Here is a 25,301-nt window from a genome sequence, read left to right on the forward strand (position 1 = left end):
GAGGGGCACCCTTTTCGCCAATTGCGAGGGGGGGATTGCAGTCTAGCCCAGATCACCGTCCTCACCGACAGTGAGGGTGACACGATCGCCTGCAAACCATGTCCGGCCAAATTCGACGGGCACACCATCCGGATCAGCATTGACCCCTGTGGTCCGCAGGATGGGGCTGCCCTCTGATATCTGCAGATGCAGCGCCTGCGTCGCAGTAGCGAGCTTGGCGGTGATGCGGGTCTGTACGCGAGTGTAGTCCTCGACTCCGCATCTGCTTAGCGCTGCGGTCACGGATCGTGTCTCTGTCAGGGCAGCGGGCAGATCGGGAAACCGTTCTGCGGGGAACACGCTCTGAAACAGGGCGATTGGCTGATCGTCGGCCAGGGACAGCCCGTCGTAGACATGGACAAGCGCACCCGGATCCAGATCCAGGGCCTCGCCCTCTCGTGGACCCGCCGCACGGGTTTCCATAGACAGGATTTTCTTGGCGGGCGTGCGGCCAAGACGCCCGAGGTTCTGGTGAAACCTCACCCTTTTGCCGATCGGGTAGTCTGTGGGCCGCGAGGCCACAAACACGCCTGCACCTCTGCGCGCGTGCAACAGACCTTCTTCGGCCATCTCAGCCAGCGCTCTGCGGACCGTGTGGCGGTTGACACCAAAGCGACTGGCCAGCTGCGCCTCAGAAGGCAGCTTGTCCCCGGTCTGGTAGCGATGCTGTCCGATGTCGTCGGTCAGGGCGATGGCGATGGACTTCCAAACAGGGGTGCGGGCCATGTCACGAAACTTTCACAAGGTAAGCGTTGCGCGGTCTTGGGAGACTCAGTTAATATTTGTCTAGTTGTATAGATCATGTAGACAAATCGGCCAAGAGGCTTTGAGAGTATGACCAACGAAAATGACATGACGGCGAGCGGCGCCGAGCTGCGGCAAAGCCGCAAAAGCTGGATGAGCCTCCTCGCAACAGCGGATGAAGCGCGTCTGCGTGATCTCTGGGCGGGTTTTGACCGGAACCCCGATCACAGTTGGCTGCGGGCCCCAGAAGCGGGCGGCGTCATGGTGCGGGGGCGAATGGGAGCTGCAGGCGCGCCATTCAATCTGGGTGAAATGACTGTAACCCGCTGCGCCTTGACCTTGGCCGACGGAACGGTTGGGCACGGCTACGTCCAAGGTCGCAGCAAGGCCAAGGCGGAAATCGCCGCCAAGATCGACGCGATGATGCAGACCGATGCTGCAGATGACCTGCACCGGACCATTCTCGTGCCGCTCCTGAAAGCCAAGGAAGACCACCGGATGCGACGCGCTGCCAAAGCCGCTGCAACCAAGGTTGATTTTTTCACAATGGTGCGGGGAGAGGACTGATGACCGCGCAGACATCAAATTCGCATTTTTCAGGCGGCTTCAGTGATCCGGCCATTCAATCGTCCCACGCGTTTCGTGCTGCGATGACTGCAATGGCGCGCCCGGGTGAGATCAAACCGATCAAGGGTGCGACCCCGCCAGAGGGTTTGTCGATTGCGGCTGGTTGTCTTCTGTTGACGCTGTGTGACCCTGAAACCAGTCTCTATCTTGCGCCTGATGTCGATCATCCGGCCGTACGGGACTGGATCACCTTCCACACGGGCGCCCCATTTGTTCCTGCGCAAGATGCGGATTTTGCGGTTGGGGGATGGGCCGCGCTGGCCCCGTTTGATCGCTTCCGCATCGGGACGTCTGAATATCCCGACCGCTCCGCCACACTGATTGTTGAACTGCCGTCCTTTGATGCCCCGAATGCCGAATTGAGCGGACCGGGCATCAAGACACGTGCCGAAATCATGCTGCCCGATATCGAAGTGCTGCAGGCCAATGCCGCGCTGTTTCCGCTGGGCTTTGACACCTATTTCACTGCCGCCAGTGACATCTGCGCGTTGCCACGATCCAGCCGGATCGAACCGCTGCTCATGAAGGAGGGCTGAGAGATGTATGTTGCCGTAAAAGGGGGCGAGCGGGCGATTGACAATGCCCACGCCTGGCTGGCCGAGGAGCGCCGGGGAGATACTTCGATTGCCGAACTCAGCCTCGCACAGATCCGCGAACAACTGAGTCTCGCGGTAAACCGCGTGATGGCCGAGGGCTCGCTTTATGATCCGGATCTCGCGGCGCTGGCGATCAAGCAGGCGCGTGGGGATCTGATTGAAGCGATTTTCCTGATCCGCGCCTATCGCACCACCCTGCCGCGTTTCGGCGCATCTGACCCGGTGGACACCGGCCGCATGAGCTGTGACCGCCGGATCTCAGCCACCTTCAAGGATGCGCCCGGCGGGCAGGTTCTTGGGCCGACGTTCGATTACACCCATCGTTTGCTGGATTTCAAATTGGCAGCCGAGAGCGACCGCGAAGATCTGCCTGAGGCCCAGACCGCTGAGCCGCGTAGCGAAGACACACCACATATCCTGTCGTTTCTGGATGGCGAGAACATCATCGAACAGGAACCACGGACGGACGCAGAGCCGGGCGATTTGACCCGTGAACCAATGTCCTTTCCTGCCGGGCGGGCGGTGCGTTTGCAGTCGCTGACCCGCGGAGATGAGGGCTTTATTCTAGGCATGGCCTATTCCACGCAGCGCGGCTACGCCCGCAACCATGCCTTTGTTGGCGAGTTGCGGATCGGCAGCGTGCCGGTGGAAATGGAGATCCCGGAGCTCGGCTTTGCCATCGAGATCGGCGAGATAGAGCTGACCGAATGCGAGACCGTGAACCAGTTCAAAGGCTCCAAGACAGTGCCGCCACAGTTTACCCGCGGCTACGGGCTGGTGTTCGGTCAGTCAGAGCGAAAATCCATTGCCATGGCGCTGGTCGATCGCGCCCTGAGGTGGGAGGAGCTGGGCGAAGACAACCTTGGTGCCCCTGCGCAGGATGAAGAATTCGTCCTGAGCCACGCCGACAACATCCAGGCCACCGGTTTCCTCGAGCATATCAAGCTGCCGCATTACGTGGATTTCCAGTCCGAACTGGAACTGGTGCGCAAACTGCGCCGCGAGGCGACAGAACTGGCGGAACAAATGGCCGCAAGGGAGGCGGCACAATGAACGGCGTATGCCAAAGGGCCAATTTCACGAAAGGTGCCCAAGATGTCTGACTACAACTTTGCTTATCTTGACGAACAGACCAAGCGGATGATCCGCAGGGCAATCCTGAAGGGGCTGGCGGTGCCGGGCTATCAGGTCCCTTTTGCCAGCCGTGAAATGCCCATGCCCTACGGCTGGGGCACGGGGGGCGTGCAGGTATCGGCTGCGACATTGACACCGGATGATACGCTGAAGGTCATTGATCAGGGTGCCGATGACACCACGAATGCGGTTTCAATCCGCAAGTTCTTTGAAAACACCGCTGGCGTGGCCACCACCGAAGAAACCGAAAAGGCCAGTGTGATCCAGACCCGGCACAGGATTCCGGAGGCCGAGCTGAGTGAGGATCAGATCCTTGTCTATCAGGTCCCGATCCCGGAGCCGCTGCGCTTTCTTGAGCCGCGTGAAACTGAAACCCGCAAGATGCACGCCTTGCAGGAATATGGGCTGATGCACGTGAAACTCTACGAAGACATCAGCCAGCATGGCGCCATTGCCACCTCATATGCGTATCCGGTGAAGGTCGCGGGTCGCTATGTGATGGACCCCTCGCCGATCCCGAAATTCGACAATCCGAAAATGAACATGGCTGCGATCCAACTGTTTGGCGCGGGACGTGAACAGCGGATCTATGCAGTGCCGCCTTACACCGAGGTCGTCTCGCTTGATTTTGAGGATTTCCCGTTCGAGGCCAGCAAGGCCGATCATCCCTGTGATCTCTGCGCGGCAGAGGACAGCTATCTGGATGAGGTGATCCTGGATGATGCGGGGAACCGGATGTTTGTCTGCTCGGATACGGATTATTGCCGGTCCCGGCGCGATGCGGGCCATATGGGTCGCCTGAGTGAGGAGGCCGCGTGATGACGCCGCTGTTGCAAGTAAAGAACCTGGCCAAGATGTATGGTGCCCGGATTGGCTGCACGGATGTGAGCTTTGACCTTTATCCGGGCGAGGTCATGGGCATCGTTGGGGAAAGCGGGTCGGGCAAATCGACGCTGCTGAACAGCATGGCCGGGCATCTGACACCGGATCGCGGCGAAGTGATTTTTGACACCCGGGCAGACGGGCCTGTGGACACAATGACCATGTCCGAACCGGCACGCCGCATGTTGGGGCGCACGGATTGGGCCTTTGTGCATCAGCACGCCCGCGATGGGTTGCGGATGTCTGTGTCAGCTGGTGGCAATATCGGGGAACGGCTGATGGCAGTGGGGGATCGCAACTATGGCAACATCCGCGCCCGCGCAGCCGATTGGCTGGGCCGTGTCGAGATTGCCGAAAGTCGGATTGATGATCGCCCTTCCGCTTTCTCCGGTGGGATGCAGCAGCGATTGCAGATTGCCCGCAACCTCGTCACCGGGCCGCGGCTTGTCTTTATGGATGAGCCGACGGGCGGGCTGGATGTTTCGGTTCAGGCGCGGCTTTTGGATCTGCTGCGTAACCTTGTGCGCGAAATGGGATTGAGCGCGATCATCGTGACCCATGATCTCGCGGTGGTGCGTCTTTTGGCGGATCGGCTGATGGTGATGAAAGATGGCCATGTCGTGGAAACCGGTCTCACCGATCAGGTGCTGGATGATCCGCAGCACGCCTACACCCAGTTGCTGGTTTCCAGCGTTCTTCAGGTCTGAGGATCCGAGATGATTGAACTACAAAACGTGAGCAAGAGCTTTACCCTGCACAATCAGGGCGGCGCCGTCATCCCGGTGATGGAGGGGGCAAGTCTCAGCGTCGCGCCGGGAGAGTGCATTGGTTTGACCGGTGCCTCGGGGGCCGGGAAATCGACCCTGATGCGGGTGATTTATGGAAATTACCTCGCAGCATCCGGCCGTGTGATGGTGGGTGGCGTCGACGTCGCCAAGGCGGCGCCGCGTGACATTCTGGCGTTGCGTCGCGAGACACTTGGCTATGTGAGCCAGTTCTTGCGCGTCGTGCCACGGGTGCCGACGTTGGATGTCGTGGCAGAGCCTCTGCTTGCGGTGAGCGTTGCGCCTGATGCCGCGCGGGACCGCGCCGCGACGTTGTTGGCAGGGCTGAACATCCCGGAACGGCTGTGGCAGTTGAGCCCGACGACGTTTTCTGGCGGCGAGCAACAGCGGGTCAATATCGCGCGGGGATTTGCACATAGCTATCCGGCAATGCTGCTGGATGAGCCGACCGCCAGTCTGGACGCTCAGAACAGAGCTACGGTTCTGCGGTTGATCGAGGAAGCCAAGGCGCGCGGTGCCGCCATCATCGGAATTTTCCACGACGAGGCTGCGCGCGAGCAGGTCTGCGATCGATGTGTTGATGTGTCGGCCTTCACTCCAAAGGTTGCAGCATGAGCCCGCGACCCGTCAAAGCGCCAGTCATCGCAGTTGTTGGGCCATCCGGTGTCGGCAAAGACAGCCTGATGGATGCGATGCTGACACGCATTCCCGGTTTGAAGAAACAGCGCCGGGTCATCACCCGCGCACCGGAGCTTGGGGGCGAAGACTATGTGGCTGTGAGCGAGACACAGTTTGCAGACCTTTGTGCTGAGCGCAGTTTTGCGCTGCACTGGCAGGCGCATGGGCTCTATTATGCGATCCCGCGTGAGATTGACGTCTTGCGCCGCTCGGCATCCGGCGTCGTCGTCAACCTGTCCCGCAAAGCGCTTTTGGAGGCGCAGGATGTTTTCAGCACATTGATTGTGCTGTCGGTAACAGCCACGCCAGAGGTATTGGCTGCCCGGCTGAATGCGCGCGGGCGCGAAGATCGTGCGGAGGTCGAGCGTAGGCTTGCCCGCGCGTCGACGCCGCTCCCTGCGGGGCTCCTGCATGTGGTCGAGATCGACAACAGCGGCCCGCTTGACGCCGCAGTAGCGGCCGCCGAGGCGGCCCTGACCCCCTGGCTTCAGCCAGAGAGGGCCTGACGATGGATAAGGTGGAATCGACCGTTGCTGTCTTCGCCGACCAAGGCGAGATCATCGATGACAAGAGGTGTCGGAATTTCGGGAAGCAGACGTTCCTGCAGGAACGCTTCGATTGCCGGCAATTCGGCCTTCGGGCGTTTGCCGCTCAGCGTGATGTGAAAGCGGAAACTGTCGCCAACATAGGGATAGCCCCAGGACACCAGCGCCTGTTCCTGCGCCGCGCTCAGACCACCTGCGCGCCGCTTTTCCAGCTCTGCCGTCGAGGCAGGAGCGCGAAACTCGTCCAGATCCCGCACGCAGTTGAATGCCAGCCTGTTCAGCGCCAGCTGATCCCCGGTCGGGCAAAGCGCAAGAAAACGGCCAAGCCGGGTCAGCGACAGCCCTTCCAACGTGACCGGTGCGGTCTGCGCCGCGAAATCGGCAAAACGGTCTGCCAATCCATCGGCACTCATGCCTGCAGCCAGCCGAAACGGCGGTTTGATCGTCGCGTGCAGCCCGTATTTGCGCGGCACCTCGGCAATGGCCGCCACATCCAGATCGGTGCCCGTCGGGTGATCCAGCGGTTGCCCCTCATGCAGATCCCAGCCCAGCCAGCTGGATGCAAATCGGCTCCATTCCGCCTGTTTGGGCGGCACATAATAGATCGCGTATCGCGTGAATGTCACAATGGCCTCCTAGGTGTGGCCCGTTCTATAGCTCAAATCGTGTGAAAGTCAGATGACAGAACCTTTGATCCTTGCCAATGCCACGCTTGTTCTGCCGGGAGAGACCCGTACAGGTTCCATCACGCTGAAAGATGGGCTGATCACCGATATTGCTGACGGCACTTCCGTCCCTGCCGGTGCTGTGGACATGGAGGGGGACTATGTCAGTCCCGGTCTGGTAGAGCTGCACACCGACAATCTTGAACGTCACATCCAGCCCCGTCCAAAGGTCGACTGGCCCCATGCCGCTGCCATCATTGCCCATGATGCGGAACTGGCCGGCACCGGAATCACGACGGTGTTTGATGCGATGCGGGTGGGGTCGATCAAGGCCGCAGAGTCCCGCTACGGCGCCTATGCCCGAAGCCTTGCAAGCGAATTGCTGGAGCTGAGGCACCAGGATGCGTTGAAAATCAGCCACTTCCTACATCTGCGCGCGGAGGTCTGTTCAGAGACGCTGGTAGCCGAACTGGATGAGTTTGGTGATGCCGATCGCGTGGGGCTTGTTTCTTTGATGGATCACACACCAGGCCAGCGTCAGTTTCGCGACATGTCCAAACTGGAAGCCTACGTCAAAGGCAAGCACGGGTTCGATGACGAGGGGTTCAAGGCGCATGTTGCTGGGCTAAAGCGAATGCGGGACACCTATGGCGATCTGCACGAGGTGGAGGCAGTCAAGGCTGCGCGTCGTTTTGGTGCTGTCCTGGCAAGCCACGATGACACGACCGAAGCGCAGGTCGCAGTTTCCGCCGGGCACGGCATCCATCTGGCAGAGTTCCCAACAACGGTTGAGGCCGCGCGCGCCTGTCACGACCATGAGATCAAGGTCATGATGGGGGCGCCCAACCTCATTCGTGGCGGGTCCCATTCCGGAAACGTCGCCGCACGTGAGCTGGCCGAGCTGGAACTGCTCGATATCCTGTCGTCTGACTACGTGCCTGCGGCTTTGCTGCTGGCCGCAGCGCAGCTGGGCGAGATCTGGGGCGATATGGCCAGAGGGCTGGCAACAGTCACCGCAGCACCTGCGGATGCTGTGAAACTGGCAGATCGCGGACGGATCGACATCGGGAAACGCGCAGATTTGATCCGTTTCCGTATGCGGGCCGGAGTTCCTGCACTGCGGGCAGTCTGGTCGCGTGGCAATCGGGTGGCTTGATTGCTGCGAAAGCTGAAACAAGAAACGCCCCGAACCTTTGGCCGGGGCGTCTGAATTTTTCGACCGCGGACTAGCCTGCGCGATAAAAAAGATAGCGACCCGGCGGGATGCCTTCTGGGCCGCTCAGCTCCTCAAACCCGACGAGTGGCTGGCCAGAGACGATGATGCCACCTGGCGCCATCACTGCTGCAATCGCAGGAGAGAGCGCTGCGGCTTCTGCCACATCCTTTTCCTTGACACCAAATCCCAGATCGTAGTGGGCCAGCACAACAGGTTTGTTTTCCTGTGCAAGCTGTTCCAGCATCGGGCGGGCCTCACCCTGTAGGAAATCCGCCTCCGGCGGCACGCAGGAGGGATGACATTGCAGCACCCGGTCAATGACGCGAACCCTGCGGTCGGGTAGTGTTTCGCGCAAATGATCGTAGGTGCGCCCATTGCCCAGGCCGATATCAAGAACATCGCCTTTGAGGTCGGCGACTTGTGCAGCTGCCCAGTTGAGACCGTCGCGTTGTGCTGTCAGTCGACGCAACATGGAATCCAGTCGGCTCATGTCAGCTTTTCCTTTCTTCAAACACCCAGGGCCGGGCAGGGCCTGCCAGCAGGCGACGCAAGAGATCCTCGCAAAAGGCCCAGATGGCGTCATCGTGGACAAGATGGTGGGTGAGGATGCCATAGGGCTCATCATTGTCGGCCTTACCAAGCCTGCGATCGGCCAATTGTTTGACCAGCTGAGACAGCAAGAGGGCAGGCGCGACCAGTGAACGGGTTCCCTTCCAGTCGATCGGGTCAAGATGCGTGTTTACCCGCAAGAGCCCCGGAGCCGCCTTGGCCTGGCTGCGGGGGGTAAAGGTCGACAGCGCGCTATAGCCAAGCCCGGCAAGCCACGGTTCCAGATCCTCTGACAGGCGGTTCCAAGGGGGGACGAACATCGGTTGCAGCCCTGAGCCAAAGAGACGCTCCAGCGTTTTCAGGCCACGCTCTGCGTCATCAAGAGCGTCATCCACCACCCGATCCGCACCGAATTCGGATTTCTTCTGGTCGGGGGGGGCGTGGTTTTCATGAGCCCAGCCGTGCACAACCGGAATTGCAGCAGCAGTTCCTGACAGGCGCTTTGCAAGTTCGGGCGTCGCGTCACGGGGGATGATTGCAAGGTGAACGGGAAGTGAAAGCTGTTCTGACAAAGCCAACAACTGCTCCAACTGTGGTGTCGGGGCAATCGCGTCGTCATCGCGCCACCAGATCGGAAGGGTCATCCCCGCCTCCTGCCAGCGAGCAAGCTCCTGATCCAAAGCAGTCCAGTCCGGTGTCATGCGCGCTCCTGTGCCATGTTGGCGGCAATCTCTACCGTTCGGACGGCGCCGTCAAACCGGAAGCTGTCGCAGTTCCGCACAGGGGCTGCGAGCACGCTGTCCAGCGATTGGCAAAGGGTCTTGCCCGTCAGATCCTTGGCGCGCAGCGCCGCGAACCCGTCAAGCGGCGCGAGGCTTTGGGCGCGCAGAGATTGCTCGACCTCGTTTCCTGCATCGAAGGGCACAATGACGGCGGGCAATCCGGTCTGCAGCAGGTCCAATGCGGTGTTGTAGCCGCACATGCTGACAGAGGCTTTGGCGTGGCACAGCATCTGACGAAAATCCGGGCGGGCCGGTTCCAGAATAGCGGGGGCGGTCGGGTCTTTCAGATCATCAATCCGCGACTTGGCATCCGCCCCGCCGACAAGCAGACGCCATGTCAGATCAGGCCGCAAGGTGGAGGCCTCGATTGCCGCACGGTACAGCGCATCACCAACGCTGCCGCCCCCTGCGCTGACCAGAATTTCGCCTGCTCCTGCACCATCCGGATGAGGTGTCGGCGCTGCGGGGGCAACGTAGCCGGTGTAATGCAATTTTGCAGCAAGGGCCGGGCTAACGGGCCAGGACACCTCCAGCCGGGTGGCTTGGGGGTCGGAATGCACAAGAACGCCGTCATAATAGCGCGAGATGATCTCTTCGGCCTGTTCTGCCTTTTTGGGCTTGGAGGGTGGCGCCAGAATATCGCGGATAGAGGCGAGCACGATCGGGCGACGGGGCAGGCGATGTGCGGCCTCAAGCAGGGCATTGAACTCAGCTCGCAGACTGCGCCGCCCAAAGGGGTAGAGCTCGGTTATCAAGACGTCTGGCTGCATGGTCTGCAACGCTGCGCAGGCCATGTCGCGCCGGGAGTGGTGGTAAAACTCGTCCGCGACACTGCCATCCGGCGTGAGGAGGCGGGTGAAATCCACCCCGTCCGATCGCAGCGGCGGCAGCTGCAAGAGATCCACACCGGAGTGGTCAAGCTGGGGCGCGGGGCCGCCTCCTGACAGAATCTGCACCTTGTGACCCTGGGCAACAAAAGCGCGCGCAAGTGTCAGGGCCCGGGCCAGATGCCCGGTGCCCAAGAGGTGGGTCACAGCGATCAGGACGTTCATGAAGCGTCCCGCTTCAGCAGGCGCACGGGCTCTTCGACAGGGCGGAGGCTGCTGCCGTCCAGCTCCACGATGAACAGCCGGTTTCGTTTGATCCGAAACGGTGCGGGCCCGTCAAAATTCCAGCCATGTGCCTTGGCCAGGATCATACGCATGATGCCGATATGACAGACTGCTACGCTGTCACGGGTCAGGCCTGCGAGCCAGGGCTCGATCCTGTCCCAGACATCCTGCGGGCTTTCGCCATTGGGTGGGCGATAGTGCCAGCCCCAGTCCTCGATATCGCGAAACCCGCTGTCAGGATCGGCCTTGAGGTCGACACCTTGTTTGCCTTCCCAATCCCCCCAGTTCATTTCAATCAGAGCGGCGGAGGTCTTGGGCGCGTGGCCTGCGACCAGTTCTGCGGTTTCTGCGGCCCGCATCAGAGGGCTGGCCCAGAGTTCGGCCTTGTCCCAGGGAGTGGGCAGGGTCTGGGCCGCGAGCTCGGCGCGGGCATCTTCGTCCAACGCGATATCGCTGCGCCCCTGAATGCGGCCTGCGCGGTTCCAGGGTGTGTGGCCGTGGCGCAAGAGGGCAAGGCGGATCATGGTGTCTGCTCCATCAGTTGGGTTAGGGTGTGCCACAGGGTTTCGGTGGCGGCCGGGGCAAGGTGGCGCGCTGCTATGCGTTGTCTCGATCGCTCGGCCTGACTGCGCCGTTTGGCGGGATCGGCCAGTGCCAGGCGCAGGGCTGCGCTATAAGCGGCGGCGCCAAGATCAGGTTTGGGCATCATGTATGGATCGCTCCATGGCGCAACCACATCCCGCAACCCAGGTCGGTCTTGTGCCAGGACCGGGACGCCATGAGATTGCGCCTCCAGATAGACCATGCCGAAGGCCTCGTTCACGCCGGGCCAGACGAACAGGCTGGCGCTTTCGTAGACGTGTTGCAGGGCGTCACGGTCAAGCTGGCCCAAGAACTGCACCCGCGGGCCGAACTTTGCCATCAGTGCTTCGACCTCAGAACGGGCAGGGCCGTCACCGACGATCTGTAGCGACCAGTCTTCTTGAAGGGTCGTCAGAGCCTCGGCAAGGAGCGCATATGACGCAAGTTTGTCCCCTGCGCGCATCATCCCCACAGCCAACATCGGCCCGGTAAGGTCACTTTGTTTCGGGAGGTGGTCGTAGGGCAGAAAGGGGGCAAGATGGATCAGGCGCTGTTGCCCGGCACGATCCCGTAGCAGCGTTTCGTGATCCTGCTCAGTAAGATAAAAAATCGCATCTGCCGCATCTGCCGCCTGATGGGCAGCCTGTGCGAACCCAGACCACGGTCCGGTCAACCGCTTGCGAGCACGGGTCGATTCAACCTGTACATATGGAATGGCGAGCTGTTTAGCGATGACCGGGCCGATCAGATCCGGCGCCTTATAGTAGTTGTGGTATGTGAGCCAAAGCTGTGGGCGTGTTTCCTGTGGTGTGTTGCTCAGTTCCGTGAGGATCTGGTCGATTTCGGCTTGGGCTTTTGCGCGCAGCGTCTCTTGGGTTTGGGCAGAGCCGGTTTTGTCGAATATGCGTAGCTCGCTGCAGAGGCTGACTGCAGCACCCGTTGCTTCCAACCGGGTCATCAGATTGCGCGCCATTTCCCGATCACCAGAAGGAACGGGGTGGCGCGGAGATTTCATCGGCGCGTAAAAGGCAATCCTGTGGCCCGCGCCATTTTTCATGCGCGCTGCATCATGGATGTGAGACGTTCGGACAGACGGGCAATGCCTGGGTCCATTCCAAAATCCCGGCGCAAACGCATCAGGGCGGCTTCGGCCATATCTGCTGCAGTTTCGGGGTTCTGGCTCAGGTAGAGGATCGCCTCTGCCAGCGCGTCTGGGCTGTCGTCGCTCAACAACCCATGAGTGCCACTGTCGATGAATTCCGGGATGGCCGAAACGGCAGTCGAAAGAATGGGGAGCCGCTGAGAGGCCGCTTCCATCAGGACGTTGGGCAGACCATCACGGTCACCATCCTTGGCAATGCGGCTGGGCAAAACAAAAATGTCCGAGGCGCGCATCGCTGCGATGACTTCGGGCTGATCACAGGCACCACGCCAGGTGATCCGATCTGCAACGCCAGCATCCTCGGCCATGCCCTGCAGCAGATCTCCCATGTCCCCACCTCCGATGTGGGTCCAGTGCCAGTCCAGCGTCGCAGGCAGCAGAGCCAGAGCACCGATCAGCCGATCAAAGCCCTTTTTCTCAACCAGGCGACCGACCGACATCAGATGCAGCGGATCACCCGGCGCGCGGTACTTGCGCTGTGGCGGAGCAGGGAAGCGGCTGAGATCCAGTCCATGGTAGATCAAATCGACCCGATCACGCCGGTCCGCGAGGTCCTGCAGGTGTTTTGCGCCAAAGCCCGTGCATGTTGCCCCAAAAACTGCGCCGTGGTGATCGGCAGACAGTTTTTCCCGCAGTTCCCATTCCGGAGAGGTCCAGATGTCCTTGGCGTGGGCGGAAAAGCTCCATGGTAGTCCCCGCATGATGGCGGCATATCGGGCGACTGAGGAGGGCGTGTGCAGGAAATGAGCATAAAGCCCCAGCACCTCATCCGGCATCTCTGCTGCCAGAACACAGGCCTGACCAAAGCGGCGAATGCGGTTGCGGCTGGGATCGCGACGCAGATCCTCTCGCCAGATCCGATAGGCCGTCTGGTAGCCGGGCATCTTGTGGGCCTTCTGCCGTGCGGCCCAGACCCTGTCCGGCTCTTGATAGAGGTATTCCGGCAGATAGCGCACGGCTGCCTGCAGGCGATCATGTAGTGGATGCCGTTTGCGATCAGTTGGGTGGCGCAGCGACCATATTTCGAAACTCTGCCCTGCATCCTCAAGCGCGACCAGCTCCTGGGCGATAAAGGTCTCTGACAGACGGGGCCAGCCCTTGACGATGACGGCAAGAGGGGGGCGGCCTTGGTTGGTCATTTCGTGGTCTTTCCGGCTTGGGCGTGCAGCAATGCATCCACGCGGTCTGTCACGTAGTCGAGCCCGTCCAGCAGCCCGTCCGGGATAGCAGCAGACGGCGGTGGCTGGTCTGCGAGCGCGCGGATGGCACGCACCATTGCTTCGGGGGTCCAGCCATCACGGTTTTCGTCCAGCATTGCAGTCAGACCCAGTTCTTCGGCCCGGCTGGCGCGGATCCATTGTTCCAGACGCGGGGTTGTGCGCGGCACGATCACCGCGGGCTTGTCAAACGACAGAACCTCGCAGAACGTGTTGTAGCCACCCATGCAGACAACACCCTGTGCCCCGGCAAACAAGGTTTCGATCTGGGATTCAAACCCAACGGCCGTTACCCGCCCATTGAGCGCAGCGACGCGAGTTTCAAATTCAGTTCGGGTGTCACCCGACAGGAACGGGCCGTAAACCAGCATCGCCCGCGGGGCGAGGTCGGGGTCACGTTCATATGCGGTCAGGACAAGATCGACCATCATTGCCCCATCACCGCCACCACCGGGAGTGATCAAAACATACGGTTGTTCAGGTGGGGTGCCCAGTTCCCCCAGATCCCGGCGCAGATAGCCTGTCCAGTGCATCCGCGCGTGGGCCTCGGGGCTGAGCGGCAGGCCCGCAGTCGGATCATAAACCGAGCGGGTGCCATAGACCCAGATCTCGTCATAGTAGGTTTCTGTAGCGGAAACCGCGTCTTTGCGTTGCCATTCGGCGGCAAGAACATCCGGCTCATCCAGAACATCGCGCAACCCAAGCACCATCTGTGTGCCACCACATTCCTGCAGATCTTGCAGGGTTGGCAGCAATTCGCCGCGAAAACCGGTTGGCTCCTTGTCCACGATCAGCACGTCAGGTGCGTATTGGCGGGCGGTAGAGCGGATCAGTTCGGCCCGCAGCGTCGTGGTCTCTTCAATCGACATGCCCATGGTCCGCGAGGCGTATGACCCGTCAGACCGTTTGATGACGCCGGGCAGACGCACGTGGTCCACCCGCGAGGGAAACGCAAACCGGCCAGCAACCGGAGAGCCGGTCAGGATGAGTGCGGACGCACTTGGATCGGCTGACGTGATCGCACTGGCAAGCGCGCGCGAGCGACGCAGATGGCCGAGACCAAAGGTGTCGTGGCTATAAAGCATGACGCGCGCACCGCGTGTTGCGCTCTTGGGGGCGTTGCTTGTCATTGCGGGGCCTGCGTCTGTGAAAGAGGGGAGAGATGCCACTGTGCATTTTGCTGGACCCATCGCAACAGGTCCGCAGAGCCTGCGGGGGTGCGTGTCTGCTCGGCTGTCTTCCGCCTCAGCATGGTCTCGCCTCAGGTTGCGCGGCCTGACACGCAAAGGGCCAAGGCACTGGTCATCACTGCGTCTACGTGCAGGAGGCAAACAACGTGGTGGCACGGATGGCCCCGAAGCTGTCTAAACCTGCTCATAGTCACGCTGATTTTCTATAGCGTGGGGCACGGTCAGTTGCAATCAAGCGCTGCAATCCTCGCCTTTTTGTGGTGCAGAGCTGCCATTTCGACCCTCAGGCTTGATATTTTGGGGATTTTGCTGACTTGGTGAAAGACAAGACAGATAGGGGAGGGCGCGTTTTGGTGCTGCAGTTTGTTTCACGATTTCTGATATCTGCATTTGTTGCGCTCGTGCTGGCGGCTGCGACTGGCGGGTCTGCGATAGCCCAAAGCAGCAGCGAAGCTGATCCCCTCGCCAAGGCCATTGAACAGGCAGCCGACAGTGGTGTCGGTGTCATCATTGTCGACAGCCGCGGCCAGTTGGTCGGTGCGGGCGACACGCCAAGCGACGCAAACGTCGTTCCCGGGACCGACAAGATGGAGGGTGCCTCTGCCCTGATGAAAGCGCAGTCGGAGGTAGATCAGTTCGGCGAAGCCCTGCGCAGCCGTCTGGAGGCGATGCCTTATTCCATCTTTGAAGTGCAGTATATCCTGCGGCAAACCAGCCCCGATGGACGCATCATCACATATGTCAAAGTCCTCGGCTGGAGCCTGTTGTTCCTCTTCATCGGGCGTTGGCTTTCGGTCGAGATCTACGGCAAGCGGATCGCCAAGCGCCATGTAGTGGCGCGTATCAAGGAAGCCCCCGAAGGCTACGAGGACAAGATGCCTTTCTTGGTCTTCCGCTTTCTGATGGGTGTGGGGGGGACCATCTTTGCGATGGTGTTCGCCTTGCTGACCTCGTACCTGATCTTTGGCAGGTCCGAGAATTCCTCGGTGCAGTTCACGGTCACGGCAATCTACACCGCGTTTTTCCTGTCACGCACGGTGTCGGATCTGTGGCGGATGGTGCTGTCCCCCTATCTGAGCCAGTACCGGATTCCGATCTTTTCGGACGGGGATGCACGCAAGTTGTATTTCTGGGCATCTGCCCTTGCGACATACGATATCTGTTCGGTTCTCTTTGCGACCTGGGTGGGTGACTTTGGCCTGAACTACAATGTCTACGCATTGGTCTATGGCGTGCTTGCCCTGGTCGGGACATTCGGCAACCTGTTGATGGTTGTTGTCAATGCTGGTGCGATTTCCAATGCCATCCGGGCCGGGCGCAGCAAGGAAGACTGTTCCTGGCTGGTGCGCTTTCTCTCGCTGGCCTGGGCGCCGGCTGTTGTTGTCTACATCACCTTTGGCTGGCTGGAGCTGGCATTCGATCTGGTTCTGGAACGCGATATGTCGCTGCCGTTGATGGCGGGAACCTATTCCGTTCTGACGTCGATCCTCGTGGTTTATGGCATCATCAACTATGTCATTGAACGCTATTTCAACCGTTCCAAACTGCCTGTGATCGCGCCTTCTGAGGACGGTGAAGAAACTGATGACGACATGGAAGACGAGGCTGAAATGGCCCCGGAACCCGTTCGCCACCCGATCAGCACCTACGAAGATCTGGCCCGGAGGATCGCGGGGATTTTGGCATTTACGGTTGGCTTCTTTGCCCTGATCGGGATCTGGAATCCGGATTCAGCCTGGATGGAGGACAGCCGGGTGGACCGCGTTCGCGATATCATCGTCATCCTCTTCATCGGGTATATCGTCTACCACATGGCGCGCATCTGGATCGACAGCAAGATCGACGAAGAGGTCGGCGACATGCCGGTTGGAGAACTGGGCGACGAAGGCGGTGCGGGAGGCGCCAGCCGACTGGCCACGCTGCTGCCGCTATTTCGCGGTGCCATCCTTGCCGTGGTCGTGGTGTCGATAATTCTGATCGTTCTGCTTGAACTGGGGATCAATGTCAGCCCGCTGTTTGCCGGTGCGGGTGTTGTCGGTCTGGCCGTTGGTTTTGGCTCGCAAACTCTGGTGCGGGATATCTTTTCCGGAGCCTTCTTCCTCGTGGACGATGCCTTTCGCAAGGGCGAGTACATCGACATTGGGGACGTGAAAGGCACCGTTGAGCGGATCTCAGTGAGATCTTTCCAGCTGCGCCATCACCTTGGCGCATTGCACACCATCCCGTTTGGGGAAATCCGGGTGTTGACGAACTATTCGCGGGACTGGGTGATGATGAAGCTGCCTTTGCGGGTGACCTATGACACCGATGTCGAAAAGGTTCGTAAGCTCATCAAGAAACTCGGCCAGGAGCTCTTGGATGATCCCGTGATTGGGGACACCTTCATTCAGCCTCTGAAATCTCAGGGCGTGATCGAGATGCAGGACTCGGCAATGATTATCCGCGTCAAGTTCATGACCAAGCCGGGTGACCAGTGGTTGGTCCGCAAGAAGGTGTTCCAGGAAATCCGGGATCTGTTTGCGCGTGAAGGCATCAAGTTCGCCCACCGTGAGGTCACGGTTCGACTGGCGGAGGATCAAGCGGGTGACGCGCCAAAGGACAAGAAAGACCTGGCGGTAGGCGCTGTTCAGGCGGCGATCGACGAGGATCTGATGGATTTCAATGACGGTGGTGGGGACGACCGCTAAGAACCGTATGGCGTGGTGGCTAGGGCCACCGCGCCTTTGCCGAGCCCGAAGCCTTGGCAGGATGATCCCAGAGCAACGATGCGGACCCGACGGTGAGAGGGGAACGTAGCCGCTGGCCTGCACCCCAGCTGGTGTCTTCCGTTTCCTCGCAGTAGTCTCGGTCTTCAGCCCCTGTCAGCACTGCGCCTGTGGCGTCATCGGGTCCGCTACTCAGATCCTTCAGCGCTTGGGCCGTTCGCGCAAGGGAAAGTCGCGCATCAGCCACCTTGTCGCCTCGTGCCGCCGAGCCAAGCGCACGCAGCACGGCGGCGGCCATCAGATAGCCCGTGGCATGGTCCAGCGCCTGTACCGGCAGGGGATTGGGGCGGGCATCGCTGGGTGGCGCGGTGGCGCCTGCCGCCCAGTAGCGTCCGCGATCCGCAATGCCACTGCTCATCTGTACGAGGCTGTCGAACCCACGCCGCTTGGCCCAAGGTCCAGTCCAGCCATAGGCATTCAGGCGCACGTCAATCAGGTGCGGAGCAATCTGCCTTAGTGTCTCTGTTGTGAACCCCAACGCGTCCAAGGCTCCCGGTCGGTAGCCGTGGACCAAAACATCGGCCTCGCTCAGCAAGCGTTCCAGTGTCGTCTTTCCATCGGTGGTCCTCAGGTCCAGTGCGGCCATATGTTTGCCCAGGGCGACGTCGGTCAAGACGCCGGGTTCGTCCCAGCCTGGCGGATCAATTCGCAAAACCGTGGCGCCAAAACCGGCAAGGGTGCGCGTCGCGACAGGGCCGGCCAGGACACGGGTCAGGTCCAGAACGCGTAACCCTGCCAGCGGGCGGGCAGGGGTTGCCTCTGGCCGTGGACGCAATGCGATGTGGCGCGGATCTTGCCACGCAATCAGCGGCTCCTTTGCAACGGCCTGCCCTTGTGGATGGGCGGCCCAAGCGGCTTCGCTGCGCATGGCGGCTGCCACGCCGCCGTGCTTGACCACTTCGTGCTCCAACGCATCGGAGCCCCATCCTGCAACGGCCGTCCTGACAGCCTCTGGCCGGGCCTCACAGCCAAGCGCATGGAGGGCGGCGTCACGGTGATGGGGCAGGTTGGTATGAAGACGGATCCAGCCGTCCTGCGTCGGGTAATCTCCTGCCAGCGGATCCCAAAGCGCAGGCATCTCCCACCCGCTCGGGCGGAAGCTGTATTTGAACCAGAGCGCTGTGAGCCGCTGGTCGACCGTGATCTGGGGCCGTTCGGAACAAAGAGCCGTCGCCACCATCAGCTCAGCCAGCGCATCTCCAACTGCCGCAACCGATCGGTTTGCCAGTTGGTCAACGGCATAGCAGCTTGCCCAGCGGGCAGGGGTCACGACTGAAACGCCTTGTGGAATTGCAAGGTTCTGCATGTGCTCTCCGATGGTTACGGGGCAGGGGCGGCTTGAAATGCCTAGTGCTGATACGGATCAAGACTGTCCCGCAGGCCATCACCGAGGAAGTTGAAGGCGAGGACCACAACGACGATTGGCAGCATCGGAATCGCCGTCCAGGGATAGATCTCAATTGAGGCAAGGTTTTGGGCATCATTCAGCATGACCCCCCAGCTCACCGCCGGGGCACGAAGACCAAGACCGAGGAAGGACAGCGCAGTTTCCCCAAGGATCATCGCAGGAATGGACAGTGCCGCAGATGCTATCAGGTGGGACATGAAGTTTGGCAGCAGATGCTTACGTATAACCCGCCCGGAGGAGGCCCCCATCATTTCTGCGGCGCGGACGTATTCCTCTTCCCGCAAGGACAGGAACTTGGCGCGCACGGATCGTGCGAGGCCGGGCCAATCCAAAATGCCAAGGATCACCGAAATGATAAAAAAGACCGCGACGGGCGACCAGTTGGACGGCACCGCAGCCGAGAGCGCCAGCCATAAAGGCAGCTCTGGCAGCGACCTCAGGATCTCGATCATGCGGTTGATGGTCCAGTCCAGTTTCCCCCCGAAGTAACCTGCCAACGATCCAAAGAAGATCCCAAGCACGAAGGAAACAGTGATCCCGATCAGACCGACGGTCAAAGACAACTGTGCCCCATAAAGGATGCGGCTGAAGACGTCCCGGCCCAGCCGATCCGACCCCCACAGAAACAATGTCGCGCCTTCGGGGGCGCAGAACAGATGGGTGTTCGACTCGATCAGGCCGGCAATCTTGTAGGTGGCACCTTCACAAAAGTACTGCAGAGATTGCGGGTTCTCCAGGTCGGGTTTGAAGACCCATTGAAAGGTTTCCAGATCTGCCTCGGACGTCATCGGATAGATGAATGGCGCCCGCAGCTCGCCATTGTGAAAGATATTCACTGACTGCGGTGGAGAGTAGATATGTTCGCTGTCCCGTTCGTTCGGTCCATAGGGGGCGATGAAACCCACAACCGGCAGCAGGAGATAGCAGACAAGCAGGAAGACACCTGATGTGAGCCCCAGCTTGTGCGTCTTGAATTTTCGCCAGATCAATACCCAGTTGGGCGCATCCAGATCCTTGCGCTCCAGCTCCTGCAGGGCTGCATTGGGGTCGTAGGGGCGCGTATCGACAAATCGGTTATCTGGCTGGGTGCTCATCGCTGGCGTTCCTCATAGCGGATGCGCGGGTCCAGCATCACGAGCAATACATCTGAAATCATGGTTCCGATAAGGGTCAACAGGGCGACAAACATCAAAACAAAACCTGACAGGAACATGTCCTGGGTCTTGAGCGCGGTCAGCAAGGTGGGGCCGATTGTCTGCAGTCCCAGAACCACGGACACCAAAACTGACCCTGAGATCATGGCAGGTAGCAGGTTTCCGATATCGGCGACAAAAGGATTGAAGGCCACGCGCAGTGGATATTTTGTCAGCATGCGTGAGGGCGACATGCCTTTTGCAACTGCGGTTTCCACATAGGGTTTACCCAGTTCATCCAGCATATTGGCGCGCAACCGCTGCATCATGGCAGAGGCGCCTGATGTGCCGATCACAAATGTCGGAACGATCAAGTGGATCAGGATGGACTTCACCTTTTCCCAACTCATCGGCTCGCCTTCCATCGCGGGATCCATCAAGCCGCCGATGGGCAAGTCGAAGTATTTGTGGCCGTAGTAGAACAGGATCAACGCGAGCAGGAAATTCGGTGTCGCAAGGCCCAGATAGCCAACAAAGGCCGATGTGTAGTCCACCCAGGTTCGGGCGCGCGCAGCGGCCAGAACACCCAGAGGCAGCGCGACCAGGTAGACAAACAGAACCGCAGCTACATTGACCAAAACAGTAAGCCATAGGCTTTCGCCAACGATCTCGGCCACTGGGCGGTCAAATTCGAAGGACCAGCCAAAGTTGCCCTGGATCATGCCGGAAAACCCATGCGGGCCGGGCATGAACCCCATCCAGATCATGTATTGCTGCCATAGTGGCTTATCCAGCGCGTATTCCTTACGCAGGAATTCGGCCTTTTCCACGCCAGATGACTGGCCTGAAGCCCGCAGTTCCGCGATCTGGTTCGACAAGTAGTCGCCAGGGGGCAGGTTGATGATGACAAAGATCAGCACCGAAACCACGAGCAAGGTCAGCAGCATGGTTCCAAACCGATAGATGGCGTAGCGCAGGATCTCCATCAGGTGGCGCCCCCTCAGCCTTTGCCATCGACAAAGTAAAACTCATCCGGCCGATAAATGCCGAAATGTGCGCCGGGATCCCAGGCCCAGATGCCTTTTTCCGGGACATTGCGCAGGCGGTTGCTGACGACAACGGGCTGCGGCGCGCCTGCGACGATACCGATGGCAAAAACTTCCTCGGCGTGGATTTGCAGCATTTCGGTCCATGCAGCGGTGCGCTCTTCGTCGGTTTGTGCAGCTTCCCAGGCGTGCCAAAGATCCATCAATCTCTTGGCGGCCTCCATGTCGGGGGCTTCCCCAACATCGCCGCCAGTCTGGTGATATTGGCCCCACTTGGGCCAGGACAGGAACACCTGGTCAGTCGGGGCGAGATAGGCCGGAGACGTGTAGATCTGCGGCAGCCCATTGTCCCAGCCATACCAGACCGATGCCATCGTCGTGCCCGAGAAAACCCGATTTCGCAGAATGTCGCGGTCCAGCGGTCGCATCACCAGCTTGACCCCGACGTCGCGCCAGTCATCAGAGATGATCTGCAGTGCGTTCTCCACCTCCTGGCGCTCACCAGCGGTTTCAACCACCAACTCCATCGGGCGACCGTCTGGCAATTTTCGAATGCCGTATCCGTCCCGCTGATCAAGGCCTGCCTCGTCCAACAACTTGTTGGCAAGCTCCGGATCATATTGCGCGTTCTTTTCCCGCAGCTCGGCATCAAAAAAGGGGCTGGCTTCCAGAACGGTCATCCCACCGGGTTTGGCGAGCTTGAAGTAGAGCGCCTTGTTGATGCCTGCGCGATTGATCGCAACCGAAAGGGCCTGGCGCACCCGCTTGTCGCGCAGGACTGCGCGCCATTGGTCATCGTTCACATTGAGGTTGGGATAAATTGCAATCTGCGATGCGGTGCCATTGCCCCAGAGGTAGGTCTTGTAGTCCGCACCATCGCTTTCACCTTTGCGCAGGATGGGAATATCGCGAAACCCAAGGCCGCGGGCCTGCAGTTCGGATTCCCCGGCGTTGGTCTTGGCTGCAACCAACCCGCCTGCCACGATCTCCATTTCGACCGTGTCGATATAGGGCAGCTGAACGCCATTGCTGTCGATGCGGTGATAGAACGGGTTGCGGACGAACTGATGGCGGATTTTCTTGCCGGATGTGGCATTTAGCCAGGGCTGCAAAGTCGGCAGTTCGTGATTGTCGAACTTGTACATGTTGTCGAGCTTGTTGTGCAGCGCGGCCCAGCTCTTGACGCGGGCATAGTCGACTTCTTCTGCCAGCTTCTCAGGGTCTGCGTAGTCGGCATGGAACTGCTTCAGGTAGGCAGACGGGCGGTAGATAAAGGGAGGAGCGGCCTGCGCCAGCGAATGAAGAAAGCTGGGATTGGGGCTCTGCCACTCATAAATGACTGTCGTTTCATCGGGAAAGCTGACGGTTGGCAGCTCTCCGTCAACGCGCAGGTAATCTGGCGCGCCTGTTGGGTTCAACAGAGGATTGTTGGCGACATCCTTCCACCAGTACTCGAAGTCGGCGGATGTGAAGGGGTCCCCGTTTGACCAGCGGTGACCCGGTCGCAGCTTCAGCGTAAAGCGGCGGTTGTCTTCGACCTCATACCCCAAAAGAATATCGGGCTGGAGTTGGTAGTTCTCGTCATAGCCCGCCAAACGCGCGTAACCGTAGACCACCATTTGCCGGATGTCCTTGGAACGGGTCACCATAGTGTTCAGCGTGCCGCCCTGCACTCCGGGTGTGCGCCCCTTTGCTTCAAGGTCAACGATCAGCGGGGTTTCAGGGATCCGTTCGGCTGCTGGTGGCAGGTCGCCTGCTTTTACCTCAGCAGACCAAAAATTGCTTTCCTGCACATCGGGTGCGGCGGCAACGGACAATGCCAGTGCGGACACGAAAGCGGGCGCCAATGCGGCAGCGCGGGCGAGGGATGAAAACGACGAGCGCAAGTCAAACATGGCAACGTACCTTATGTCCGGGCTCCACTTGCACCAGCGGCGGGGCCGAGATGCCGGAGAATTTGAAACGATCAGGCCAGCTGTCGGGCGATCCGGCGCCCTGGGCAACCAGCTTGAGATTGATGGGGCGATCGATGCTTGGCTCTGGCTGGGCGGCAATCAGTGCCTTTGTATAGGGATGCTGAGGATTATAGAACAGCGTCTCCGGCGGGGCCTGTTCAACCACCATGCCACGGCGCATCACCGCCACTTCATCTGCGATCCGCGCAACAACGGCGAGGTCATGACTGATGAAAAGATAGGACAGATTCTGTCGGTCGCGAATGTCTTCGAGCAGCTGCAGGATTTGTTCCTGCACCGAAACGTCAAGCGCTGAGGTTGGCTCGTCGCAGACGATGAGGGACGGATCGAGCATGAGCGCGCGAGCAATCGACAGGCGTTGACGCTGCCCGCCGGAAAAGGCATGCGGATAGCGCAGAAGCATCTCTGGCTTCAGGCCGACCAGGCGGAGCATTTCAGCAGCACGGTCTCTGCGGCTGCTGCGATCTCCGAGATTGTGGATCTCAAGCGGCTCCACCATCGCGTCTTGCACGCGCATCCGCGGGGACAGGGACGAGTAGGGATCCTGAAACACCATCTGTGCATCCCGCTGGAACGCGGTGCGTGTTGCGCGATCCATTGCATGGACGGCGACTGGCTCTGCCGTCGCGGTTGGCCGAAACAGAACCTCTCCGCCCGGATCGGGCAGCTCTGCCCCCAGTGCGATGCGGGCTGCCGTTGTCTTGCCTGATCCGCTTTCGCCCACGATCGCCAGGGTTTTCCCGCGTGTTAGAGACAGATTGAGCCCCATACAGGCGTTGACGATGGTTGGCTTCGCCCATGCTTTTCCGGCCCGCAGCGTGTAGGTCTTGGACACATCTTTCATCTGCAGGATCAAATCCTCCCTGGGGAGAGGGGGCGCTGGTGTCGGGGTCGCGGGGATCTGGGGCGCGGCATTGAACAGGGCCTGGGTGTAGGGGTGCGCCGGAGCTCCGAGCACGTCGGCAGCGCTCCCGGACTCCATGACGCGCCCCTTGTGCATGACGACCACTTGTTCTGCCATATTTGCCACGACCCCAAGGTCATGGGTCACCAGGATCATCGCCATCCCGGTCTCTTGCTGCAGCTCTTTCATCAGGCCGAGCACTTGGGCCTGCGTGGTCACATCCAGCGCGGTTGTCGGCTCGTCCGCGATCAGGAGATCAGGTTTGGCCACCATGGCCATCGCGATCATCGCGCGCTGACGCATCCCGCCCGACAGTTCAAAAGGATAGGATTTATAGGTGCGCTCAGGGTCGGGAAATCCTACGCGCTCGAAGCATTCCAGCACTTCCTTGCGGGCGGCGCTTTCGCTTTTGCCACCGTGAAGCCACAGAACCTCACCCACCTGGTTGCCGATCCGATGCAGTGGCGACAGAGAGCGCATGGGTTCCTGGAAGATCATGGCGATTTCATTGCCGCGCAGATCCCGCATCTGGCGTTCGGGTAGGCTGCGCAGGTCGCGAGCCGCTCCTCCGCTTCCGCGCCAGATCATCTTGCCGCTTCGGATCTGAGCGGCCTTTGGCAGGATGCGCAACACGGCGCGACAGCTGATGGTTTTCCCAGAGCCGCTTTCGCCAACTAGGGCGATGGTCTCTCCCGGAGAAACCGAAAAATTCACGTCCTGCACGACCGGCTCTTCGTGGCCGAACCCGATGCTGAGGTTTTCGACAGACAGCAGTGGCGTCATCTAAACTGCGCCGCCCGGCCCTTGAGGCGCTTCCATAGCGGTTCCATATCCCTGTTTTTCGCCCACTGTCGCGCGCCAGTAGGTCAATAGTCAAATCCGATTTCGATCCGATCAACGTGGATGTCGAAAAATTGAGCCCGCGCGAGCACTGGCATGATGGAGGGTGCTGTCTGAATTTAACGTCAATGTGCTACACATTCGCGACGATCTCTGTCACTTCTGTCGCAAAGACACCCGAGCAGACCGCACGGATCAGGAGAGCCTACATGAGCGAGCAGCCATCCATCACCCGCCTGGATCTATTCATTGATCGCATGGTGTCACAACGGGCCTGTCTGGATGATGCGATTGCGCGCACAAAGGGACGGACCGAACCGGTTTTCGAACTCGGGCTGGGCAATGGCCGTACGTTCCACCACATGCGCGAGCGGATCCGGGACCGTGACATCTATGTTTTTGAACGGGCGGTTGCGTCGCACCCCGACAGCACCCCAGCCGAAGAGCTGACCATTCTTGGGGATGTCCGTGAAACTCTGCCCGCGGCACTTGATCGTTTTCCAACCGGCGCAAGTCTGATCCATGCGGATCTCGGCGGCCACAGCCGTGAGAAGAACGATGCCTTTGCGCGCATGGTGTCCCCCCTGATCGAACCGCTGCTGGCCCCCGGTGGTCTTATGGTGTCGTCTGATCGGATGTATTTTACAAATCTCGTCGAGCAGCCGCTGCCGGAAGGGGCAGTTGAGGGTCGCTGCTTTACATATCTTCGTATTGAATGACTTCG

24 protein-coding genes are annotated in these 25,301 nt (G+C 60.1%); 10 read left to right on the plus strand and 14 right to left on the minus strand.

What is annotated here, in order from left to right; translation table 11 throughout:
• Positions 1–42: 42 nt before the first annotated feature.
• The gene (phnF, locus tag KUV39_RS05420) at positions 43–765 is read right to left on the minus strand and encodes a phosphonate metabolism transcriptional regulator PhnF (protein ID WP_008562822.1); all 723 of its coding nucleotides are present in this window, start codon (positions 763–765) and stop codon (positions 43–45) included.
• Between the two features lie 108 nt (positions 766–873).
• Between phnF and phnG the strand changes: the two genes are divergently transcribed.
• From phnG to phnN, 7 genes are read left to right on the plus strand one after another with little or no spacing between them, the layout of a single operon-like run.
• Positions 874–1,350 (plus strand): phosphonate C-P lyase system protein PhnG, encoded by a 477-nt coding sequence (gene phnG / locus KUV39_RS05425; RefSeq protein ID WP_050672856.1) that lies wholly within the window; start codon positions 874–876, stop codon positions 1,348–1,350.
• The gene (gene phnH / locus KUV39_RS05430) at positions 1,350–1,946 is read left to right on the plus strand and encodes a phosphonate C-P lyase system protein PhnH (protein WP_222459164.1); all 597 of its coding nucleotides are present in this window, start codon (positions 1,350–1,352) and stop codon (positions 1,944–1,946) included. Before phnG ends, phnH begins: the two co-directional genes overlap by 1 nt.
• A 3-nt stretch (positions 1,947–1,949) precedes the next feature.
• Positions 1,950–3,059: a carbon-phosphorus lyase complex subunit gene (locus KUV39_RS05435; protein ID WP_222459165.1), complete on the plus strand. Its 1,110-nt coding sequence runs from the start codon at positions 1,950–1,952 to the stop codon at positions 3,057–3,059.
• Between the two features lie 42 nt (positions 3,060–3,101).
• The gene (locus KUV39_RS05440; RefSeq protein ID WP_050672859.1) at positions 3,102–3,959 is read left to right on the plus strand and encodes an alpha-D-ribose 1-methylphosphonate 5-phosphate C-P-lyase PhnJ; all 858 of its coding nucleotides are present in this window, start codon (positions 3,102–3,104) and stop codon (positions 3,957–3,959) included.
• Positions 3,959–4,729 (plus strand): phosphonate C-P lyase system protein PhnK, encoded by a 771-nt coding sequence (phnK, locus tag KUV39_RS05445; RefSeq protein WP_222459166.1) that lies wholly within the window; start codon positions 3,959–3,961, stop codon positions 4,727–4,729. Before KUV39_RS05440 ends, phnK begins: the two co-directional genes overlap by 1 nt.
• A gap of 9 nt (positions 4,730–4,738) precedes the next feature.
• Positions 4,739–5,422: a phosphonate C-P lyase system protein PhnL gene (gene phnL / locus KUV39_RS05450; protein ID WP_222459167.1), complete on the plus strand. Its 684-nt coding sequence runs from the start codon at positions 4,739–4,741 to the stop codon at positions 5,420–5,422.
• The gene (gene phnN / locus KUV39_RS05455) at positions 5,419–5,991 is read left to right on the plus strand and encodes a phosphonate metabolism protein/1,5-bisphosphokinase (PRPP-forming) PhnN (protein WP_046210641.1); all 573 of its coding nucleotides are present in this window, start codon (positions 5,419–5,421) and stop codon (positions 5,989–5,991) included. Before phnL ends, phnN begins: the two co-directional genes overlap by 4 nt.
• On the opposite strand, the gene KUV39_RS05460 is transcribed toward phnN, so the two are convergent.
• Entirely contained in the window at positions 5,973–6,656 is a 684-nt protein-coding gene (locus tag KUV39_RS05460; RefSeq protein ID WP_222459168.1) for a DUF1045 domain-containing protein, read from the minus strand. The two genes, phnN and KUV39_RS05460, sit on opposite strands and share 19 nt — an antisense overlap.
• 52 nt (positions 6,657–6,708) lie before the next feature.
• Between KUV39_RS05460 and KUV39_RS05465 the strand changes: the two genes are divergently transcribed.
• Entirely contained in the window at positions 6,709–7,851 is a 1,143-nt protein-coding gene (locus KUV39_RS05465) for an alpha-D-ribose 1-methylphosphonate 5-triphosphate diphosphatase (RefSeq protein ID WP_222459169.1), read from the plus strand.
• A gap of 70 nt (positions 7,852–7,921) precedes the next feature.
• Here the strand turns inward: KUV39_RS05465 and KUV39_RS05470 are convergent, their stop codons facing one another.
• Genes KUV39_RS05470 through KUV39_RS05500 form a run of 7 tightly spaced genes read right to left on the minus strand, consistent with a single transcriptional unit; the run spans position 7,922 to position 14,445 of the window.
• Positions 7,922–8,401: a class I SAM-dependent methyltransferase gene (locus tag KUV39_RS05470; RefSeq protein ID WP_222459170.1), complete on the minus strand. Its 480-nt coding sequence runs from the start codon at positions 8,399–8,401 to the stop codon at positions 7,922–7,924.
• Position 8,402: 1 nt separating this feature from the next.
• Positions 8,403–9,161: a polysaccharide deacetylase family protein gene (locus KUV39_RS05475; protein WP_222459171.1), complete on the minus strand. Its 759-nt coding sequence runs from the start codon at positions 9,159–9,161 to the stop codon at positions 8,403–8,405.
• Positions 9,158–10,294 carry a glycosyltransferase family protein gene (locus KUV39_RS05480; RefSeq protein ID WP_222459172.1) on the minus strand — a complete coding sequence of 379 codons (1,137 nt, stop codon included), beginning with the start codon at positions 10,292–10,294 and terminating at the stop codon, positions 9,158–9,160. The genes KUV39_RS05475 and KUV39_RS05480 overlap by 4 nt, the downstream gene beginning before the upstream one ends.
• Positions 10,291–10,878, minus strand: coding sequence for a histidine phosphatase family protein (locus tag KUV39_RS05485; protein ID WP_168613565.1), 588 nt, complete (start codon positions 10,876–10,878; stop codon positions 10,291–10,293). The genes KUV39_RS05480 and KUV39_RS05485 overlap by 4 nt, the downstream gene beginning before the upstream one ends.
• Positions 10,875–11,993 (minus strand): glycosyltransferase, encoded by a 1,119-nt coding sequence (locus KUV39_RS05490; protein ID WP_222459173.1) that lies wholly within the window; start codon positions 11,991–11,993, stop codon positions 10,875–10,877. The genes KUV39_RS05485 and KUV39_RS05490 overlap by 4 nt, the downstream gene beginning before the upstream one ends.
• A complete protein-coding gene (locus KUV39_RS05495; RefSeq protein WP_222459174.1) occupies positions 11,990–13,237 on the minus strand; it encodes a glycosyltransferase family 4 protein in 1,248 nt (415 codons plus the stop codon). The genes KUV39_RS05490 and KUV39_RS05495 overlap by 4 nt, the downstream gene beginning before the upstream one ends.
• Positions 13,234–14,445, minus strand: coding sequence for a glycosyltransferase family protein (locus KUV39_RS05500; protein WP_222459175.1), 1,212 nt, complete (start codon positions 14,443–14,445; stop codon positions 13,234–13,236). Before KUV39_RS05500 ends, KUV39_RS05495 begins: the two co-directional genes overlap by 4 nt.
• 413 nt (positions 14,446–14,858) lie before the next feature.
• Between KUV39_RS05500 and KUV39_RS05505 the strand changes: the two genes are divergently transcribed.
• On the plus strand, positions 14,859–17,192 hold the full coding sequence (locus tag KUV39_RS05505) for a mechanosensitive ion channel domain-containing protein (protein ID WP_222459176.1): 2,334 nt from the start codon (positions 14,859–14,861) through the stop codon (positions 17,190–17,192).
• Positions 17,193–17,211: 19 nt separating this feature from the next.
• Here KUV39_RS05505 and KUV39_RS05510 read toward each other — a convergent pair whose 3' ends face one another.
• The 5 genes from KUV39_RS05510 to KUV39_RS05530 are packed head-to-tail and all read right to left on the minus strand — an operon-like array spanning position 17,212 to position 24,520.
• On the minus strand, positions 17,212–18,576 hold the full coding sequence (locus tag KUV39_RS05510; protein ID WP_222459177.1) for a CoA transferase: 1,365 nt from the start codon (positions 18,574–18,576) through the stop codon (positions 17,212–17,214).
• Between the two features lie 41 nt (positions 18,577–18,617).
• Positions 18,618–19,772: an ABC transporter permease gene (locus KUV39_RS05515; protein WP_008559301.1), complete on the minus strand. Its 1,155-nt coding sequence runs from the start codon at positions 19,770–19,772 to the stop codon at positions 18,618–18,620.
• On the minus strand, positions 19,769–20,797 hold the full coding sequence (locus KUV39_RS05520; RefSeq protein ID WP_008560625.1) for an ABC transporter permease: 1,029 nt from the start codon (positions 20,795–20,797) through the stop codon (positions 19,769–19,771). Before KUV39_RS05520 ends, KUV39_RS05515 begins: the two co-directional genes overlap by 4 nt.
• 14 nt (positions 20,798–20,811) lie before the next feature.
• Complete coding sequence (locus tag KUV39_RS05525) at positions 20,812–22,752, minus strand: ABC transporter substrate-binding protein (RefSeq protein WP_222459178.1); 1,941 nt, start codon at positions 22,750–22,752, stop codon at positions 20,812–20,814.
• Positions 22,745–24,520 (minus strand): ABC transporter ATP-binding protein, encoded by a 1,776-nt coding sequence (locus KUV39_RS05530; RefSeq protein ID WP_222459179.1) that lies wholly within the window; start codon positions 24,518–24,520, stop codon positions 22,745–22,747. Before KUV39_RS05530 ends, KUV39_RS05525 begins: the two co-directional genes overlap by 8 nt.
• Before the next feature lie 266 nt (positions 24,521–24,786).
• Between KUV39_RS05530 and KUV39_RS05535 the strand changes: the two genes are divergently transcribed.
• Positions 24,787–25,296: a class I SAM-dependent methyltransferase gene (locus KUV39_RS05535; RefSeq protein WP_037302560.1), complete on the plus strand. Its 510-nt coding sequence runs from the start codon at positions 24,787–24,789 to the stop codon at positions 25,294–25,296.
• Positions 25,297–25,301 lie beyond the last annotated feature (5 nt).

It is taken from the genome of Phaeobacter italicus, from assembly GCF_019801785.1.
Classification (GTDB): Bacteria; Pseudomonadota; Alphaproteobacteria; order Rhodobacterales; family Rhodobacteraceae; genus Phaeobacter; species Phaeobacter italicus.